Origin of the sequence: Niabella drilacis (assembly GCF_900101395.1) — a bacterium.
GTDB lineage: Bacteria > Bacteroidota > Bacteroidia > Chitinophagales > Chitinophagaceae > Niabella > Niabella drilacis.
This window is the reverse complement of the sequence record NZ_FMZO01000005.1, coordinates 239,425-258,173: the sequence shown is the minus strand read 5'-3', so window position 1 is coordinate 258,173 and position 18,749 is coordinate 239,425. Positions and strand designations below refer to the sequence as shown.

The window sequence follows — 18,749 nt, the reverse complement described above, 5'->3', positions numbered from 1 at the left end:
CATTAGTTTTTATTGAGTTTTACTTCTTCTATGATGATGTATCGCCCTGCCGGCGAGCTGGTTTGGTCGTATTGATAATCGAGATGCAGCGTGAACCTATCACGATCAAAATAGCTGGGGCCATGCTTTTGAAGCGTAGCATTTGCCTGGGCTGTTGCAGGTCCTATAGCCGTTACGCTATCGCGGCTGTCCAGCGTGATCTTTATTTTATAAAGCGCATTACCGATAAAGTCGCCCCCATCCATGAGCACTTCATTGGCCGAGATGGCGGTTACCCTTTTACCGTTCCTTAAAGCGGCTGTAGCCAGTGGACCCCAGGGGCGGGTGGTTGCGTTGGGTAAATACAGTGTGCCAGAGGAGTAATAATAATAGTCACTCCAATAGTTCTGCCGTTCTGCCGCACGGATATGAAAAGTGCCAAAACCAAAAATATGACCGGGTTCCAGTACGTGCACCACGCCATTGGAAAGCCGTATATCTGTAGTGCTGGTGCGGCTGCTCGACCAGTCCTCCTCCCATTTTGAACTATAGGTAAAACTGTATTTCAGCACCTGGCTTCCTCCCTTGTCTACGCCTTCTGCATTGGTTGTCTGCTGTGCCACGTTAACGGTGCGGTCGCCCACGGTACGCAGGTATATGCCATCCCTGTTTACGGCAATTGCATCTGCCATCCAGCTGCCTCTTGCAATATAATACGCCAGCAACTGCCGCAATGAAGAGCTGTCTATATCCTTAAGCGCAACCGGGCCCAATCCCTGCCCGCTGCGGCGGCTGTTATAGTTGATCAATGCACTGCTGATGCTGGCATCAGAGGGAATAAAGAAGGTCACATTCTGAGAAGCAAGGGTATCCCTTAAGCCGGACCTGTTAATAATAAAAAGCAGTGAGTCGAAACCTCTTCCCTGTTTTTGCAGGTATTCATACACATTGTAGGGAAGGGTGTTACCCTCCGGTGCATCATTCCGGTAGGTGTTATCCTTTTTGCAGGACATTCCCATCAAAACCGACAGCAGGCAGAGGATGCAATAATATTTTGCCGTATTCATTGTATTAAGATTGAATATTATTTCCAGTAACTGTTTTGTTGCAAAGAACCGTTATTGAGCAGCGTGTTCTTTGAAAGCGGCCACAACGCTGCCCCCTGCCCGATCTGTGCTATTGATAACCCGGAATACAGGTGTGCCTTACGGTTGCGGACCAGGTCAAACCAGCGCTGCCCCTCTCCCAGCAGCTCCCGCTGCCGCTCTTTTAAAATGGCATCAAGCAGGTTGCCGCCGGTTTGCAGCTTAAACTCCGCAAGCCCGCGCCGGGTACGTACAGCATTCAGATATACCATGGCGTTGTTGATATCATTGAGATAATACAGGGCCTCGGCTCTTAACAATACAATATCCTCATAACGGGTAATAACAATGGCCGACTGAAAATTATTAAACAGCGGCTCCTGGGTATAGGTCCGCGCTTTGATTTTACTGAACATAGGCACCGGGTTCGAAAAGTTCTGGAAATACCCCCCGCTTACCGCGCCGGCCACACTAATGGCGAAGCGCTGGTCATTGGCTTCATTAAATATCTGTAATACGGAATCGGCCGGCACATATACATCGGGCACAGGCTTATCTACCAGCGGTGCGCTCAGCGTCCAGTCTTCGATATGCCCCTTTGCCGAAGATTCCTGGTAACGGGCATCTGCCGTAAGAGAAAAAATAACACCGTTGCCTAAAGCACTGAATACCCCGGCGGTTTCTGCTGTGAGTGTAGATGCCGATGTAAACGTATATTTTCCCAGGCTTGTATTTTCATATACCAATCTTGCATTGGACTCGCAGGAGGCATAGTCGCCCCGCCAGGCATATACATGCGCCAGCATTGCATAACAGGCGGCCTTGGATGCAATACAGGACAGCCAGAAACTGCCGGCCTGGTCATAATAAACCCCGATCTGTTCCGGCTGACTTCCGTCATAATTCCAGGGAAGGTTCACCGAAGCGGCAATTAATTCCTGTTCTACAAAGTCCAGGATTTTTGTTTGGGGATCCCTGGGCCGGCTGGTAAAGCCACCTTCTACCGCATCGGTAATCAGGGGCGCATCACCCCAAATACGCACAATATAAAAGTAAGCCAGGGCCCTGAGAAAACGCACCGAGGCTATATCCACTTTCATTTTCTGCTCGTTGTACCGGAAGTCTTTTTCCAGTACCTGCGGCAATTTCTGCAAACAAAGATTGGCCTGTGCAATAACGGCATAAAAGCGACGCCAGTCCTTCCATTCCTCCAGGGTGGCAAAATTGGCATTGAGCTGCTGTGTGGTTACGGCCCCGATATCGGCACGGCTGGTGGCCCTGAAATTGCCGGCTCTTAACTCCCCGTAGGCAAAGAATGCATTTTCATTAGCCAGGGCTGCACGCATTAATCCATAGGTGGCAAAGACTGCCGACCGGGCATCATTGCGTTGCTGCCACATATTATTTTCAGGCACCTGGTGCCGTGAAGGTACATTCAATTCCTTTCCGCAGCCTGCGAAAAAAAACATCAGTAAGAGTATTAGGATATTGTACGGTTTCATAAAATCTTATTTTATTAAAGGTCTAACTGCAGGCCAACAGAAAAGCTCCGGGCAAAAGGAACACCGTACCCGTCATCATACCCCATGTAGTTAGACAGCTCCGGGTCTCTCCCCGTATAGGGTGTTACAGTAAACAGGTTATTGGCAGTGATATATGCTTTCATGGAGGTGATCTTTGCTTTCTTAACCCAGGCAAGATCCTTCAGGTTATAGGAAAGCAGTACCGATTTAAGCTTCAGAAAATCGGCTTTCTCCAGGAACAGGGTTTGATCCCGCTGATACGGCTGTACTAAACTCCAAGGATTGTAAAGCGGGTACTTTTCCCTATCGGGTATCTGCGTCCAGAAGGTCACTTCCTTTACCCCGCTCATACTTCCCGACACCTCGCGGTTGGCAAAATCAAAACGGTTGGCCACCGCTTCATTCACCAGGTATTTGCCCCATGCAAAAGCAGTAAGCAAATCCAGCTCCCAGTTCTTATAGTTAAAAGACTGGTTAAAAGCACCGCTGATCTTCGGATACATATTTCCCCTGAATACGCGGTCGTTATCATCCACAATAAAATCACCGTTCACATCCTTCCAGCGGGGGTCTCCTTTTTTCACCGTTATGCCATAGTAAGTCAGCGGTTGACTGGTAGCAGGATTTACGGGCACAGCAGCATCACTTTCATAAACACCTTCATTCTGAAGGAGCCAGTAGGCGTCTATCCGCTGGTCTTTTTGCAGGTGACGGCCGTCGGCTGTAATGCTGTTTAATCCGTCCGGCAGGGCGGTAATACGGTTATCGTTCCAGTGCAGCAAAAGGCCGGGGCTCCACCTGAAACTGCTGTTCCCGAAATGACTGCCGATACTGGCTTCCAGTCCGGTATTTTTTACGGCCAGTCCATTCTTATATTGCTTTGTAAAACCATACTCGGTAGGCACCGGCACCGGCGCTACCATATTTTTATCATTCCGTATATAATAGGTGGCTGCTATATCCCATTTTTCTCCAATGCCCATTTCAAAACCAATAGTTGCCTGGCCGGCATAAGACCATTCAATGCCCCAGCCGGTATAGCCCCTGTTAAACGGGAGGGTAAGCGTAGGCATAGATCCGTAAGAAGGGAGGAAGGGTGCACCGTTGTAGCCATTATCCACCGTGTATACCGGGCCATATCCATAGCTGTCGTTATCAAACACCCGGCCGGTGCGGCCCATACCTGCTTTTATTTTAAGCCGTGAAAATACGGGCTCTAATCCCAATTCGTCCCTGAGATCCCAGGCCAGGCCCAGTGAAGGGGAGGTAAACCACCAGTAACCGTTCTGAAAATAAGAAGATCCTTCCCGGTTTACACCTGCGGTCACCTCATACCGGTTCTTTAACGTAAAGCGGGCACTTCCGGAAAAGGAAACCAGGTTATGGTTCAGGTAATCCTTAAAGGCAAAGATCGTTCCGTCCTGGAAGGAAGGCGTTGAACCACCGGCAATGATCTTTACAAAATCAGACCCGCCCCGGTATCCTTTGATATAATCGTATTTACGGCGGTCCCATTGCGCGCCGGCCGTACCCGTAAGCTGCAGCACCATGCCGCCCCCCAGGTTGGGCCTGTAGCTGATCTCGTTCTTCCAGGCCGACCGCTTATCCAACCCGATAAAATAGGAAGCAAAATTATTTCCATCATTAACCGTGGTGGGAAAAAAGAGATCCCGGTTATTATCATGATAGTTCATCAGGAAAGAACTGCTGAGGTCCCAGTTTTTAAGCTGGTACGCAGCTTTGATCATACCGGCCAGGAAATGATCCTGGTTCTTATCAAAAGACCAGCGGTCCAGCAATGCATAATAGTTTGACAAATAATCCTTGTTGGGCGAGAGCGGAGCACCGAGCGTGGGAAGATACTCCTGCTCGGCAAAACGTTCCCGAAGAAAGGTGTTCCGGCTCCTGTCTGTAAGACCTAACTGTATTTGCGTGGTAATGGTAAGATCGTCAAAAGGCACCATACCGATATTGGCCGCAACGTTGTAACGATCCACTCCTGTATTACGCATGATGCCGCTCTCCCGTACATTACCCAGGCCTAACCTGAAATAAGCCCGCTCCGTTCCTCCGGAAATGGCGGCATTAACGGAATGCTGCCAGGCATTCTGATAAAAAACGGCATCCCAGTTGGCAGGACCATAATACACGGCATTGGATGAGTCGGCCAGATAGGCCGGGAATGCTGCCGCCTGCTGCGGTGTAGCATACGCATCGTAAAAAGGTTTTCTGAAATCGCGCTCATAACGGCCGTTTGCTGTTTTCAGGTCGTAGGGACGCAATACAAAGCCTCCGTGCAGATTTACATTGATCCGGTATTTTCCGGGGGTGGGCCTGCGGCTGCGGATCAGCACTACCCCATCTACCCCCTGTACCCCATAGGGCGCGATAGCTGCCGGGTCTTTCAATATTTCAATCGATTCAATATCACTAATATTCAATGCCGTGGTTATATCCGTTTCGGAGCCGATCCGCTCGTAATCATATTGCTTGACGCCAAAGGCGAAAGCATGATTCTGGATCAGCGGAACGCCATCCACAACGTACAAAGGGGTAATAGCGTATATATCGCTTTGCCGGGCCACCGGTGCGTGTAATCCTCTTACCAACAGCCAGGAGGGTATACCGGGCTCGCCTGATTTGCGCAGCGTTGTTACGCCGGCTACTTTAGCATCGAGTAAAACAGGCAGGCTACTTCCCGGCAACTGTTTCATAATGGCTACCGGCGCCTGGCCGATACCTTGCGGCCTTACTATTTCAGGAACCGTATCGCGCTGAACAGCGCTGCTATCCTGGGCGGCAATCCGGCCCATACATAGGATCATCGCAAGGACAATAAACAGTCTGGATACATTCTGATACATGTGAATTTTGTTAAATCTGGATATCGCAATAAAGCGCTATTTTAGTTTGGCGCAACAGGCTCCTTCATTCCTTACTGAAGGTGTCTGCGCTTTTGTCTTTTCCCGTTAACCGTTCCTTAAAACGGCATTACTTCTTATAATCTCCAAGCATGATGACCGGTTCTGCTTTATCTCTTTTACAAATCAAACCGAACACAAAAATGAATGATTGTTTCTAGCTGGCAAGGCAATCCACATCAATTATTTGTTAACAAATGCTATATTTAAGTTTAGTATAAATGTACACGTGTTTTTCAAATAAAAAAACTTTTTTTTTGCGCAATCGCTTGCACAAAGCGTGCAGTAACACGCTCCTGTACAGGAATAGCAACTATTCCTCCTGTGCACACAGCATAAGCATCTAATAAACTTTTATTTAGTATTTATATACTTTTCTATTTCTCAGCAAGAGTCCCTACTGCCCTTGAAACCAAAGCATACAGTGCAGCTGTTACAACCCGAAAAAGGGCTTACTATGCAATCAAAATAAAGGGAACAGGTATATATACAGCAACAGGAACAGCTGCCAAAAAACCGGGCCGTGATTTGCAAACTGCTTGACAGGTGTGGCATGCAAAGACCGCAAAACAGCGCCACAAAGCATCGTATAAAATATCAGAAAAAATACATTACAAGGATCCGCACTTTTGACCGGCCTGTGTTTTTGAGTTTATGCGGTTCCCGCCCATCAAAAAAAAGTGTATCGCCGGCATTCAGCTGGAAAACGTGCTCCCCTACCTGGTACTCCAGCTTTCCTTCAATGATATATTTGCATTCAAAGGCATCGGTCCGGATCATTTTTTTACGCCCCGCTCCCGGTTTCAGTTCCAGCAGCACCACATCCACCGTTTGCGTCATCAGGGAACGGGAAAGTATCCTGTTATACTGAAATCCGGTCACAGGCTCTTTCTTAAAAGGCGCATGTGCATCCTCCCTGATAATAAGTACCCGCGGGATACTGTGCGCTTCATGCAACCCGGTAAAGAATTCTTTTACATTCAGCTCCAGGCTGTCAATAAGGGCAAACAGTACCGGCAGAGAGGGAATGGTCCTGTTATTTTCTATCTGGGAGATGAGGCCTTTCGTGACCCCGGCCTTACCGGCCAGCTTATCCAGGGTAATCTTCTTTTGAACCCGTTGTTCCTTGATCTTTTCTCCAACCAATAAAAATAACTCCCTGCTCATTGTCTGTATTTATACATTACTGAATACTAAGAAACTCCCGGTATTGATGTACCGCCTCCGGAGTAAACGGTATCATGTGAACGTTTGATCTTAAACCCAACATGAAACCTGTTACGAAAATAAGTGGTTTAACCAAATGAGCCGCAGAAATTTACCACGGTAGCGGCGGGCAACCGGAGCCTTTACAAAACACCCCCTGTTGGGCCATCACTAAAAACACTTAAATGTTTATTATTTATAAACATCCGGATTAAAGTTCTATATTTATGCTAAACATAAAAATCTTCTTTTTATCTTTATTTGCTTTGTAAATGGCGGGACCGGTTGCTCCTTTTTAATATTAATCAATTGCAAATCATTACATAACGATATCAATTTTCATCAAAAGAACTATTCGTACAATCATCGCCGGCAAGACCGCCGCCTGACACCCAAAATTGCTTCATCCAGTAATTTATAACCACACAAACAAAATTGTTTACAATTACTAAACTCAAATCATGGATCAAATATCGACCACCAGCTTTTCGGTAAACGGCATAACGTATACGCCCCAGCAACAGCCTATTGTTGTAATCTGTATGGACGGATCAGCAGATGAATATTATAATGCGGCCTTAACAAGGGATAAAATGCCCTGTCTCAAAGCAATGATCCGGTCAGGATACAGGGGGCTTGTAAGAGGTGCGCTCCCCTCCTTTACCAATGTCAACAATACTTCGATCGTTACGGGCCTCCCGCCTTCAGCGCATGGCATCTGCGGCAACTTTTTTTATGATGAAAAAAACGACATGGAAGTAATGATGAATTCCGCGGAATACCTGAGGGCCGGTACCATTCTTGCGGCGGCGGCGGCCTCCGGAAGAAAAGTAGCCGTAGTTACGGCTAAAGAAAAGCTACGGGATATACTGTCCCATCAACTAAAGGGCATTGCCTTTTCTGCAGAAAGGGCATCTGATACAAAGCTGTCCGTTCACGGGATTGAGCAAGCCGAGCAGACCGTTGGTTTGAATACCCCCGAAATATACAGCGCCGATGCCAGCCTGTTTGTTTTACGGGCCGGTGTTGCGCTCATTGAAAAAGGGATGGCCGATTTTCTTTATCTCTCCCTCACAGACTATATGCAGCACACCTATGCGCCTGAGGCACCTGAAGCGTTAGACTTTTATGCAGCGATAGATACCGAACTCGGGCGCCTGCTAAGCCTGGGAGCCCGGATCGGGGCAACGCCTGATCATGGAATGAATCCTAAAATCACAGCCGGAGGGAAACCGAATGTCCTGTATGTAGAAGACCTGCTGGAAGCGCAGTTTGGTAGCGGTTTTCGCGTTATCTGTCCCATTACCGATCCCTATGTAAAACATCATGGGGCCCTGGGCTCCTATGTGGTTATCCATATTGAAGACAAATCCATCATCCAGGAAGTGATCGCATTCTTACACACTATCCCCGGAATTACCGAAGTCTATAACAAAGAGGAAGCCGTAAGGCATCTGGAGCAGCCTTCTGACAGAACCGGGGACGTGGTGGTGCTCTCGGGCCGGAATGTTGTTGTTGGACGCAAACCGAGATATCATGATCTGAATGCCATTGAAGGTGCGCTCAGATCCCATGGAGGCAGGTATGAAGAAATGATTTCGATGATCCTGTCGCATCCCCTCAACAATGAATACCTGCTGCGGTCGGCCGGGGATCCGCGCAATTTCCAGATTTTTGATTTTCTCATCAACGGAACAAAATAAATAGTCATATGAACCAGGACGCAATAATAAAAACGGGGCCCGTGGAGCTAAGCTGCTATGTAGCCGGTCAAAGAGTACCCCAGGGTGCTACTCATACGGTGCTCAATCCATATAACAATGAAGTGGTCGGTATCGTGCACCTGGCAGGTGCCGCCGAAGTGGAAGCTGCTATAAAGGCCCCGCTGAAGGCCCACACTTCATTGTCACACTATGAACGTTTCGAAATACTTGACCGGACAAGAATTTTACTTAAGGAAAGAAGCGAACAGTTTGCACAGCTCATCACTGCCGAATCGGGGCTGGCTATACGGGAGGCCCGTTACGAAGTGGGAAGGGCTTTAGATGTGCTGCGCTTTGCATCTATCGAATGCATAAAGGATGAAGCCAAAGTGTTCTCCTGTGACCTTTCGTCAAACGGGAAGCAACGAAAGATCTTCACCAACAGGGAGCCCTTAAACCTGGCTGTTTGCATTACACCGTTTAACCATCCGCTTAACCAGGTGCTCCATAAAATTGCACCGGCTATTGCCGCAGGTACACCGGTGATCCTGAAGCCATCAGAAAAAACGCCGCTCACCGCCATCAGGATCACCGAGCTCCTTTATGAAGCAGGCCTGCCGCCTTACATGCTCAGCGTTCTGCTGGGTCCCACAAAAGAGGTTGCCGCCCCTCTTATACAAAGTTCCTGTGTAGACATTGTTTCTTTTACCGGAAGCGTGGCCGTAGGCAAGCGGATTGCGGCAACTGCGGGATATAAGAAGGTCGTTTTAGAGCTTGGCGGCAACGATCCGCTTATTATTATGAACGATGCAGACCTGAAGTTTGCCGCACTGCTGGCAGCAGAAGGCTGTTTCCGCAACAGCGGTCAGCGCTGCACGGCCGTAAAAAGGATCCTGGTTCACCAGGAGGTGGAGGCGCCTTTTACGGCCCAATTCTTAGCAAAAGCAGCCACTTATACCTGCGGCGATCCGGCAGACCCGGACACCATGGTTGGAACGGTTATCGACGAGCAGGCGGCCATTCACCTGGAAGAACAGGTAAAAAATGCACAGGTCTCCGGTGCAAAGGTCTTACTGGGGGGCAAACGCAATGGAGCGCTGATGGAACCAACCGTCATCAGCGATGTACCGAGAGATGCGCCCGTGGTGGTTAATGAATCTTTTGGGCCACTGGCCCCGATCATGACCTTCAAAGATATTGATGATGCCATCCTGTTATCCAACGCTACCGCCTATGGGCTTTCATCAGGAATTGTAACCAACAACCTGAGCGCAGCTTTCCGCTTTATAAAGGAGCTGAAAGTAGGAACGGTCAATATTAATGAAATTCCCGGGTTCAGGATTGAGAGCTCCCCTTTTGGAGGGATAAAAGACTCCGGCCTGGGAGTAAAAGAGGGCGTGATTGAGGCAATCAATGCCTTTTCGTATACAAAAACCTATTCATTACCGTGGTAGTACATCCATCCCTGTCAAAAATACAAGCCGGGCAAACAGCCGTGATCATCATTGACAGCGGTCCTTTTACGGATGCCCCTGCGTGCTGCTGCGCCCGGCCAACCGGCGGCCAAAAGCACAACGGCGCACGCCCGGGCAGGACCAATAAAGAAAAGCGGTTAAAGTTTTCCCCATGATGCATAACATTCACCAAATATTAAAACGTTCCAACTTCCTCTTCGTTTGTTGGTGCATGCTGGCGGCCTTTGGCACGTACTTCTGTATGTACGCATTCAGAAAGCCCTTCAACACCGGCATCTACAGTGGCTATCATATCGGGCCAATTGATTATAAAATCGTGCTGATCATAGCGCAGGTTTTCGGCTATATGATATCCAAATTCCTCGGGGTAAAGATCATTGGCGGATTGAAGCCCCGCAACCGGCAAAAGCTGATCATCCGCCTGATCCTGATTGCGGAAGCATCGCTGCTGCTGTTTGGACTGATACCGCCTCCGTATAATTTCCCCTGTCTCTTCATTAATGGCCTGCCCCTGGGCATGGTATGGGGCGTAATATTCAGTTACCTGGAAGGGCGAAGATTCACGGAGCTACTCAGCATGGGGCTTAGCACCAGCCTGATCATCTCCTCGGGATTTCTTAAAACCATCTACCTGGCCATTCATTCCTGGTTCCCTTTCCTCTCAGAATTCTGGTTGCCGGCTATTATTGGATTGCTGTTCCTGCCGGTGTTCCTTTTTTGTGTATGGATGCTGTCCGCCATTCCCCCGCCAACCGAAAAAGACATCTGCTCCCGGGCCAAAAGATTACCAATGAACCACGGGGACAAAAAAATGGTATGGAAGCAATACCGCATGGGCTTGATCGGGATCATTATCGTTTACACCTTACTCACTATGCTACGCGATTTCAGGGATAATTTTTCTGTGGAGATCTGGAACGAGCTGGACAAAAACTGGCAGGACAATGTTTTCGCCATCACCGAAAGCATTTCCGGACTGGTTGTGCTGGTGGCGGTGGCAAGCCTTTCGGCAGTTAAAAACAGCATCACAGGGTTCTGGAGCGTGATATTGCTCCTGTTTGCGGGTATTGCCCTTAGCGGGCTTTCAACACTGCTGTTTCAATTTCATTACATAACGCCATTCTGGTGGATGCTGCTCCTCGGCACCGGACTATTCCTTGCCTATATCCCGATACAGATCGCCCTTTTTGAGCGCATCATTGCTATTTTTAGGGTAAAAGCAAACGCCGGCTTTTTTGTTTACACCTGCGACTCTATAGGCTACCTGGGAAGTGTGGGGCTGTTGCTCTACAGGGAATGCTTTGATCCCAGCCACAGCTGGTCAAAGGTCCTCATTCATTTTTCCTACCTGGAAACCGCTATTGCCTGCGTTGTCCTCCTGCTGACGGCCCTGTTCTTCAATAAGATGATCAAAGCCAGGAAAGCGGGTCCCCGCTGTTACAAACCAGCCCCGGACCCATCGGAATAAAGATATAACGGGAAAATCGTCAACGGCCCCGGAACAGCCTTGCCTGTCTTCTTCATACAAAACCAGGCTGCTCCTCTTTCAGGGATCCGGAGAAATTGATATTTCCTTAAACCAGGGGACCATTTCCTGAAAAAAACAGGGTCTGCTTTTATTGATCCTGTCTGTTCACCAGCTGGAATTGTTACGGTTTTGATAAAGTGGTTGCCAAAGCGTTCAGCCTGGCAGAAGCCAATGAAGCGTTTGCCTATGCTCTGACGCAAAAGCCACCAAGAGTAGGCGTAAGAATATAACATGCGCCCGAAGCAGGACAGGGCAAGCGCATCTAAATTGTGTGAAAAGAGCACACCAGGAGCATTTTCAGGCACTGTAAGTGCCGCGTGTTTATAGCAGGATATTAAAGGGGAAACCCCGGCTCCTGCAGGAGCCGGGTTGATAAAACAGCAGATTACTATAAGCACGCTGCTCCTCCGGAGCTGAACAATGCTGAAATCAGATGCGTTTGCCCTGCGAAGCAGGATCCTCATGCAGATTATGAATATATTTGCCCTTACTTTGTAACCGGAGGTATCTGCTGTGAAAGCTGATCCCGGGTAAAAACGGTACCTGCGCTCATGTGTTAATGGCTGCCGGGGCCATTGATGAACGATGCACTCTAATAAAACGACCCAAAGATTAAATTATAAAAATGAATTGCTTAACGATCTTTTTATCAGCAGTGCTTTTCATTGCTTTTAGCAGCCGGGCCCAAACAAGAGTAGTCCTTATTGGTTTGGATGGCTTCAGCACAGAAGGCTATAACAACATCTCCCACCCCAATATTGACAGGCTGGTATCTGATGGCGTATTATCCACCACCACAAGACCGGTGATGCCCTCCGTTACTTTGCCCAACTGGACCAGTCACCTTACCGGCTCAGGGCCGGAAGAGCATGGCGTTACCGGCAACGACTGGACGGTGGCCAAACATAGCCTTGAAGCCATTGATAAAGATGCAGAGGGATACTACCCTTCCATCTTTAAAATACTGAAAGAAAAAATCCCCGGTGTAAAGACCGCTTTCTACTACAACTGGGCCGAGCTTATTCACTCCATGAACAAAAAACATATTGATGAGGTATCCTTTCAATACAACGACCGGTACGACAGCAATTACGCAAAAGCTTACAACTTTATTGCAGCCAATAAAAACCGGCCCTCGCTTACTTTTTTATATAGTGTGCATACGGACCATGCCGGCCATGGATATGGGTGGATGTCGCCGCAATATATATCGGCCGTTAAGGCGGCCGACAGCGCCATTGGTGTATTCCTGGCCCGGCTAAAAGCTGCCAATTTGTATGACAATACTTATTTTTTCCTGATCACCGACCACGGCGGTAAGGAAAAAAGCCACGGGGGCACTTCTATGCAGGAAATGCAGGTACCCTGGGCAGTTACAGGTCCCCGGATCAAAAAAACGGGGCGAACCGATCTATACAACAGCAATAAAAATACTTCACTGGTAATTGCCCGGATCTTTGGGCTGAAACCAGACGTGTTGCCCAAAAGCTGGACAGGCACAGTGCCGGAAGGCATTTTTAAACGTTGACCCTTAAAAAATCAAACGCGGGTTTATTACCCAGCCCAAATACTTGCCGCATGAATATAAGAACGACATGGATCATATGCTTCCTTCTTTCGGGGGGGCTGCTATTGAACGGGAACGCACAAACTTCCGGAACGTTAAAGCTTTGGTACACCAGTCCGGCCAGCGCCCTTGCAAAAGACGATCTTAACAGCTGGAACAGCGACCCGGAATGGCTGAAGGCCCTGCCCATCGGGAACGGACATATAGGAGCCATGGTTTTCGGCGATGTAAATAAGGAGCGCATCCAGCTCAACGAAATGACATTGTGGAGCGGCAGTATGGATGAAGGCGATAACCCTGAAGCCGCAAAATATTTACCCCAAATAAGAGCCCTGCTCTTCCAGGGAAAATATAAAGAAGCGACGGAGCTTACCAATAAAACCCAGATCACCTCCCAAAAAGGATCGGGTAGTGGAAACGGCGCCAAAGTGCCCTTCGGATGTTTTCAGACCCTGGGCGACCTGTGGCTCAATTTCAACAGTCAGAGTCCCTATACCGGCTATTATCGTGAGCTGGATCTGATCAACGGCATTGCGCTTACCCGGTTCACGAAGGACGGCGTGGTATATACGCGTGAAGCCTTTGTCAGCCACCCGGATAAGGCGCTGGTGATAAGGCTTACGGCCGGCAAGCCCGGCTCCCTTAATTTTGACATGAGCATTGATCGCCCGGAGAAATTCACCACTTCCTTAAATGACAGGTGCCTTATCATGGAAGGCGTTCTGGACAATGGCAGGAACGGCAACGGCATGCGATACAAAACAGTTGTTACGCCCCTGCTTACCGGCGGCAGCCTGCATCCCACTGCCGGTGGTTTGCAGATAAGGAATGCGAACGCCGTAACCCTTGTACTTACCGCCAAAACGAGCTATCGCCTGCACTACCCGGATTATAACAATACCCGTTTCGAAAACGAACTGGACGCTATCACCCGCCGGGCCACCGCCAAAACATATGCAGCGCTTAAGCAGGCCCATATAAACGATTTCAGCAGCTTTATGAAGCGCGTCAGTTTTCAGCTAAATAACACAGGGCGCACATTAGCCACCGACGTACTGGTAAGCAAGCATGCCGGTACAAAAAATGAGCAGGCGCTCTATCCCTTATACTTCCAGTTTGGCCGTTACCTCCTGCTTTCCTCCTCGCGCGCCGGCGGGCTTCCGGCCAACCTGCAGGGCATCTGGGCCAATAAGATCCAAACACCCTGGAACGGAGATTATCACACTGATATCAATGTGCAAATGAACTACTGGCCGGCGGAGGTGGTCAATTTATCAGAGAGTCATGTACCCCTGATGGACCTGATCCGATCGCTTTCTCAACCCGGCAGGAAAACGGCCCGTATCCAGTACAACATGAAGGGCTGGGTGCTGCACCCCATCACCAATGTGTGGGGCTATACATCGCCGGGCGAAAGCGCCAGCTGGGGCATGCATATAGGCGGGGGCGCCTGGATCATGCAGCATATATGGGAACACTACGCTTTTACCGGTGATCAGGTATTCCTGAGAAGCGCCTATCCGCTGTTAAAAGATGCCGCCCTTTTTTACCTGGACTGGCTGGTAAAAGACCCCCGAACGGGCCGGTTGATTTCCGGACCCTCCCCTTCACCCGAAAACAGTTTCAAGGCACCCGATGGTTCCATTGCACAGATCAGCATGGGCCCTGCCCATGACCAGGAAGTGATCTATGATCTTTTTACACATACGCTGGAAGCATCCCGGGTACTGGGTATGCGCCAGGATGATTTTTTGAGGAAACTGGAGCAGGCCCTGCAACACCTGCTGCCCCCGCAGATCGCTCCCGACGGGCGTTTAATGGAATGGGCACACCCTTTTGAAGAGACAGAGCCTACCCACCGGCATTTATCACACCTGTTTGCGCTGTACCCGGGCAACCAGATCACGTCCACCAAAACGCCTGAGCTCGCCGATGCCGCAAGACGATCGCTGGAAGTAAGAGGCGATGGCGGTGTGGGCTGGACCTTTGCCTGGAAAATTGCCCTGTGGGCAAGACTGCACAACGGTAACAGGGCCCTGGGTATTTTAAACACCCAGCTGCGACCTACCCAATCAATGGATACCAGATACAACGATGGTGGCGGTACTTATTATAATTTGTTTGACGCGGGACCTCCTTTCCAGGTTGACGGGAATTTTGGCGTCATTGCCGGCATGGCAGAAATGCTGCTGCAAAGCCACCAGGGGTTTATTGAGCTGCTGCCCGCACTTCCGGATGATTGGGCTACCGGCGAGGTAAAAGGACTTGTAGCCCGCGGCGGGTTCGTGGTCAATATGAAGTGGAAGGATAAAAAGCTGGTCAGCGCAGCTATCTTCTCCCGGAACGGAGGCCCCTGCAGGCTAAGGTATGGTCCGGTAACTCAAACCATAGAAACCCGGGCTCAGAAACAGTATGTATTTAACCCCAACCGGGCACCGCAAATGTAAGGAAGCAGCAGCGCTTCCGCACCGGGCGGACTGCCGGTTCTATGCGAACCACCCAGCCCCCCGCCCACGGGTATTATGGGTTTGTTTTCACATCTTTTTCCGGGTTAAAATTGAAATCAAAATTGTTCTGTGAAAGTTTGTAGTTGATCACCCGCTCAAACAGGAAGGGATAATGATTCCAATGAAAAGCGGGGTATTCCTTATTGGTAATAATCCTGTTATTGCTGAAGCGCAAACCATCTACAGACTTCGCATATACCAGCGGCCGGTCAAATGTTTCAAACACGTTATTTTCGATCCTGATACCGGAATGAAAGTAACGGCGCTGCCTTTTCAGTTCCGGTATTTCCGGGTAAATGGAGATAACAGCATTGGTAAACTGGAACATATTCGTTAAAGCATTCACGAACCGGTTCCCGCGGATGAGCACCGATGTATCCAGGCTTTTATCGAAGGTGATCTCAAATTCTTTTGCGCCGACAAAACCCGGTTGATCCAGCGCCTTTATTGAACGGATATTGTTCTTTTTACCGATAACTTCCATTGTTCTGCCGGCTATAAACTGAACCTGGTCCCCCTGCTCTCCCCATTTAAAGCCATAGGTATTTGCCATCCGTTCAGATCCATCAGCATTTTGCCTTTCAAACCTTAGCCCGCCGGGTTGCACGTAGGGCAAACGCATCTAAATTGGGTGAAAAGAGCGCACCGGAAGCATTTGCAGGCACTGTAAGTACCTCGTGTTTACAACAAGGTATTACCCCGGCTCCTACAGGAGCCGGGGTAATCAAAACAGCATATTGCTATAAACATACCACTCCTCCGGAGCTGAGCAATGCTGAAATCAGATGTATTTGCCCTGGGGATGCATGCCCTATTCCCTATCCGTTCTCAAAACCTGTCCGGGTTAAATACCTCAATCTGGGTGGCCGTGTCTTTGCCCGACAAAATATTTGCAATTGTTTTACCATAAGCCGGCCCCAGGCTCAGCCCCATCATGCCGCCCCCGCCGGCAATGCTCAGGTTGTTTATCTTTTTAACACGGCCCAGGTAGGGCAAACCGTCCGGCGGGCAAGGCCTGTAACCATACCAGGTACCGGTTGGAAAAGCAGGCCGGCAACCCGGAAAATATCTGGGTACGGCTTCTACAATTCCTCTTACCCGGTTGCTGTAAATTTTATTATTGGCCGGTCCCAGTTCCATCGTACCGCTAAAGCGTATCTGCCCGTTCATAGGCGTTACGGCCACCCGTGCTTCCAGCAGCAGCGCCCCGTGTATCATCGATATGCCCGGCCCCGGGTGGTACATAAAGGAGTAGCCCTTACCCGGCATCAACGGGAGCTTCAGCTGCAGAACGGAAGCAAGTTCCGGAAGCTCGTAGCCGGTTGCCACCACTACTTCATCCGCTTTAAAATCCCCTTTTGTTGTAACAACTTCCGTTAATGTTCTGCCGGATGATTTAAACCCCGTCACCTCTGTCTGATAGTGTATCTGTACACCCGCTGAAAGAAGCTGCCGGGTCAGTTGTCGCATCAATTGCGGCGGGTACAGGATACCATCACATCGATACAACACCCCTCCGGCAACATCCATTTCCAAACCCGGCTCCAACTCCCGGATACCGTTTTTATCATGCACTGCTACCTCCAGGCCCAGCCGTTGTGCCTTTTCGGCAAGCTCCGCTTCTTCATGCGCCATCGCCGCTGTTTTGTACAGCATCATAATACCGTTTTGCCGCAGCTCAAAATCAAACCCCGGCGTGGCAGCCAGCTCATCATAAAGCCTGCTGCTGTAAAGATTCAGATCCCTGACCGGCCCGGCACTGCGACTCACATGCTTTTCATTGGTATGTTTTAAAAACCGGATGCCCCAATCCAGCAAAGAGAGATTCAGCGATGGCCGTACATAAAAAGGGCTTTTACTGCTCAGCATCCATTTGATACCCTGCGATACAATGCCCGGCGCTGCTAACGGGGTAAAATGGCTGGGCACTATCATACCGGCATTGCCATAAGAACAATTATTCAGCCCATCGCCTTTTTCCAGCACCTGTACATCCCACCCTTCCTTATTCAAATAATAAGCGGCCGACAATCCTGCAATACCCGCACCTATAATAACTACTTTCATTTTTATTTTTTATGCATCCGGCGGAGCAATACCTCCCGGGCCGGTTTCCCCCGTAATTGTCGGCAATGCTCCTTTGCCTGGTACAAAAGAGCACCGGCCGTTCTTCTCAAAACCCGGTGATCACAGCACCTGGAACCCTTTTGCATAAGGGTCATCCTCCGTATCAATCCAGATGGTATTATAACCATAAATCCTTGCCCATCCTTCAATGGAAGGTACGATAGCCGCTTTGCCGGACACTTCAGTTGCTTCTTCTATACGCCCGATAAATTGCGAACCGATATAACTTTCGTGAACAAAAGTATCGCCCAGATGCAATTTCCCTTTCGCATACCATTGCGCCATTCTTGCCGATGTGCCGGTTCCGCAGGGGGAACGGTCCAGGGCGTTTTCACCAACCAATACGGCGTTCCTGCCCGTAGAACCGGGTCTTGTGGGCTTTCCCGTCCACTGAATATGCGTAAGGCCATGAATATTGACATTTTCCGGGTGCGCAAATTCATATTTTTCATTCAGGAGTTTGCGGATCAATTTACCATAATGGATCAGCTGCGCGGCCGTAAAGCTGCTGATATCGGCAAAGTTCTTTTGCGGATCCACAATCGCATAAAAATTGCCGCCATATGCTACGTCCGCCACAATTTCACCCAGGTCCGGGCAGTTTACCGTAAGACCTTCCTTGTATAAAAAGGAGCTTACATTCGTCAGCTTTACCGTCTTTACTTTTTTGCCTTCCTGCATATAATCGATCAGGACCAGGCCCGCAGGGGTTTCCAGTTTCAGCTTGCCGGGGACCCTGGGGACCACCAATCCTTCTTCTATTGCAATGGTTACCGTACCTATGGTGCCATGCCCGCACATAGGCAGGCAGCCGCTTGTTTCAATATACAGTACCCCGGTATCATTGGCCGCATCTGCGGGCGGATACAAAATGCTGCCGCTCATCATATCGTGGCCCCGCGGCTCAAACATCAGCCCCAGGCGTATCCAGTCGTACTCCGCCATAAAATGCAGCCGTTTCTCCATCATGGTATTCCCGTTCAGCAAGGGACCACCGCGGGCCACCAGGCGTACCGGGCAGCCGCAGGTATGGGCATCAATGCAATCGAATATATGTTTCATATTTCAGGTTGACAAGTTAATGGGTTGACAAGTTTACAAGGTGATGGGACCGTCTAAAAAGCAAAC

13 protein-coding genes are annotated in these 18,749 nt (G+C 49.4%); 5 read left to right on the top strand and 8 right to left on the bottom strand.

From position 1 onward, the window contains the following. Positions 1–2 precede the first annotated feature (2 nt). The 4 genes from BLS44_RS11325 to BLS44_RS11310 form a co-directional block, all read right to left on the bottom strand. Entirely contained in the window at positions 3–1,046 is a 1,044-nt protein-coding gene (locus BLS44_RS11325; protein WP_090390169.1) for a fasciclin domain-containing protein, read from the bottom strand. Between the two features lie 17 nt (positions 1,047–1,063). Then, positions 1,064–2,566, bottom strand: a complete 1,503-nt coding sequence (locus BLS44_RS11320; protein WP_090390168.1) for a RagB/SusD family nutrient uptake outer membrane protein — start codon at positions 2,564–2,566, stop codon at positions 1,064–1,066. 14 nt (positions 2,567–2,580) lie between these two features. Next, complete coding sequence (locus BLS44_RS11315) at positions 2,581–5,451, bottom strand: SusC/RagA family TonB-linked outer membrane protein (protein WP_090390167.1); 2,871 nt, start codon at positions 5,449–5,451, stop codon at positions 2,581–2,583. Positions 5,452–6,105: 654 nt separating this feature from the next. After that, on the bottom strand, positions 6,106–6,675 hold the full coding sequence (locus BLS44_RS11310; RefSeq protein ID WP_090390166.1) for a helix-turn-helix domain-containing protein: 570 nt from the start codon (positions 6,673–6,675) through the stop codon (positions 6,106–6,108). Positions 6,676–7,175: 500 nt separating this feature from the next. On the opposite strand from BLS44_RS11310, the gene phnA reads away from it, so the two are divergent. From phnA to BLS44_RS11290, 3 genes are all read left to right on the top strand, one after another. Continuing rightward, complete coding sequence (gene phnA, locus BLS44_RS11305; protein ID WP_090390165.1) at positions 7,176–8,417, top strand: phosphonoacetate hydrolase; 1,242 nt, start codon at positions 7,176–7,178, stop codon at positions 8,415–8,417. Between the two features lie 8 nt (positions 8,418–8,425). Further along, positions 8,426–9,871 carry a phosphonoacetaldehyde dehydrogenase gene (gene phnY / locus BLS44_RS11300; RefSeq protein WP_090390164.1) on the top strand — a complete coding sequence of 482 codons (1,446 nt, stop codon included), beginning with the start codon at positions 8,426–8,428 and terminating at the stop codon, positions 9,869–9,871. A 172-nt stretch (positions 9,872–10,043) separates the two neighbouring features. Further along, positions 10,044–11,360 (top strand): DUF5690 family protein, encoded by a 1,317-nt coding sequence (locus BLS44_RS11290; RefSeq protein ID WP_090390162.1) that lies wholly within the window; start codon positions 10,044–10,046, stop codon positions 11,358–11,360. Here BLS44_RS11290 and BLS44_RS11285 read toward each other — a convergent pair. Further along, positions 11,330–11,725, bottom strand: a complete 396-nt coding sequence (locus BLS44_RS11285) for a hypothetical protein (RefSeq protein WP_143019739.1) — start codon at positions 11,723–11,725, stop codon at positions 11,330–11,332. The two genes, BLS44_RS11290 and BLS44_RS11285, sit on opposite strands and share 31 nt — an antisense overlap. Positions 11,726–12,045: 320 nt before the next feature. Between BLS44_RS11285 and BLS44_RS11280 the strand changes: the two genes are divergently transcribed. Both BLS44_RS11280 and BLS44_RS11275 read left to right on the top strand, forming a co-directional pair. After that, positions 12,046–12,948: an alkaline phosphatase family protein gene (locus BLS44_RS11280; RefSeq protein WP_090390160.1), complete on the top strand. Its 903-nt coding sequence runs from the start codon at positions 12,046–12,048 to the stop codon at positions 12,946–12,948. 50 nt (positions 12,949–12,998) lie between these two features. Beyond that, positions 12,999–15,434, top strand: a complete 2,436-nt coding sequence (locus tag BLS44_RS11275) for a glycoside hydrolase family 95 protein (RefSeq protein WP_143019738.1) — start codon at positions 12,999–13,001, stop codon at positions 15,432–15,434. A 73-nt stretch (positions 15,435–15,507) separates the two neighbouring features. Here the strand turns inward: BLS44_RS11275 and BLS44_RS11270 are convergent, their stop codons facing one another. The 3 genes from BLS44_RS11270 to BLS44_RS11260 form a co-directional block, all read right to left on the bottom strand. Continuing rightward, positions 15,508–16,047, bottom strand: coding sequence for a hypothetical protein (locus BLS44_RS11270; protein ID WP_143019737.1), 540 nt, complete (start codon positions 16,045–16,047; stop codon positions 15,508–15,510). Positions 16,048–16,322: 275 nt separating this feature from the next. Beyond that, a complete protein-coding gene (locus BLS44_RS11265; protein ID WP_090390157.1) occupies positions 16,323–17,561 on the bottom strand; it encodes an NAD(P)/FAD-dependent oxidoreductase in 1,239 nt (412 codons plus the stop codon). Between the two features lie 120 nt (positions 17,562–17,681). Then, positions 17,682–18,683: a 4-hydroxyproline epimerase gene (locus tag BLS44_RS11260; protein ID WP_090390156.1), complete on the bottom strand. Its 1,002-nt coding sequence runs from the start codon at positions 18,681–18,683 to the stop codon at positions 17,682–17,684. Positions 18,684–18,749 lie beyond the last annotated feature (66 nt).

Coding starts and splice junctions, on each gene's coding strand:
- BLS44_RS11325 (WP_090390169.1), bottom strand. CDS start 1,046: ATGAATACGGCAAAATATTATTGCATCCTCTGCCTGCTGTCGGTTTTG.
- BLS44_RS11320 (WP_090390168.1), bottom strand. CDS start 2,566: ATGAAACCGTACAATATCCTAATACTCTTACTGATGTTTTTTTTCGCA.
- BLS44_RS11315 (WP_090390167.1), bottom strand. CDS start 5,451: ATGTATCAGAATGTATCCAGACTGTTTATTGTCCTTGCGATGATCCTA.
- BLS44_RS11310 (WP_090390166.1), bottom strand. CDS start 6,675: ATGAGCAGGGAGTTATTTTTATTGGTTGGAGAAAAGATCAAGGAACAA.
- phnA (WP_090390165.1), top strand. CDS start 7,176: ATGGATCAAATATCGACCACCAGCTTTTCGGTAAACGGCATAACGTAT.
- phnY (WP_090390164.1), top strand. CDS start 8,426: ATGAACCAGGACGCAATAATAAAAACGGGGCCCGTGGAGCTAAGCTGC.
- BLS44_RS11290 (WP_090390162.1), top strand. CDS start 10,044: ATGATGCATAACATTCACCAAATATTAAAACGTTCCAACTTCCTCTTC.
- BLS44_RS11280 (WP_090390160.1), top strand. CDS start 12,046: ATGAATTGCTTAACGATCTTTTTATCAGCAGTGCTTTTCATTGCTTTT.
- BLS44_RS11275 (WP_143019738.1), top strand. CDS start 12,999: ATGAATATAAGAACGACATGGATCATATGCTTCCTTCTTTCGGGGGGG.
- BLS44_RS11270 (WP_143019737.1), bottom strand. CDS start 16,047: ATGGCAAATACCTATGGCTTTAAATGGGGAGAGCAGGGGGACCAGGTT.
- BLS44_RS11265 (WP_090390157.1), bottom strand. CDS start 17,561: ATGAAAGTAGTTATTATAGGTGCGGGTATTGCAGGATTGTCGGCCGCT.
- BLS44_RS11260 (WP_090390156.1), bottom strand. CDS start 18,683: ATGAAACATATATTCGATTGCATTGATGCCCATACCTGCGGCTGCCCG.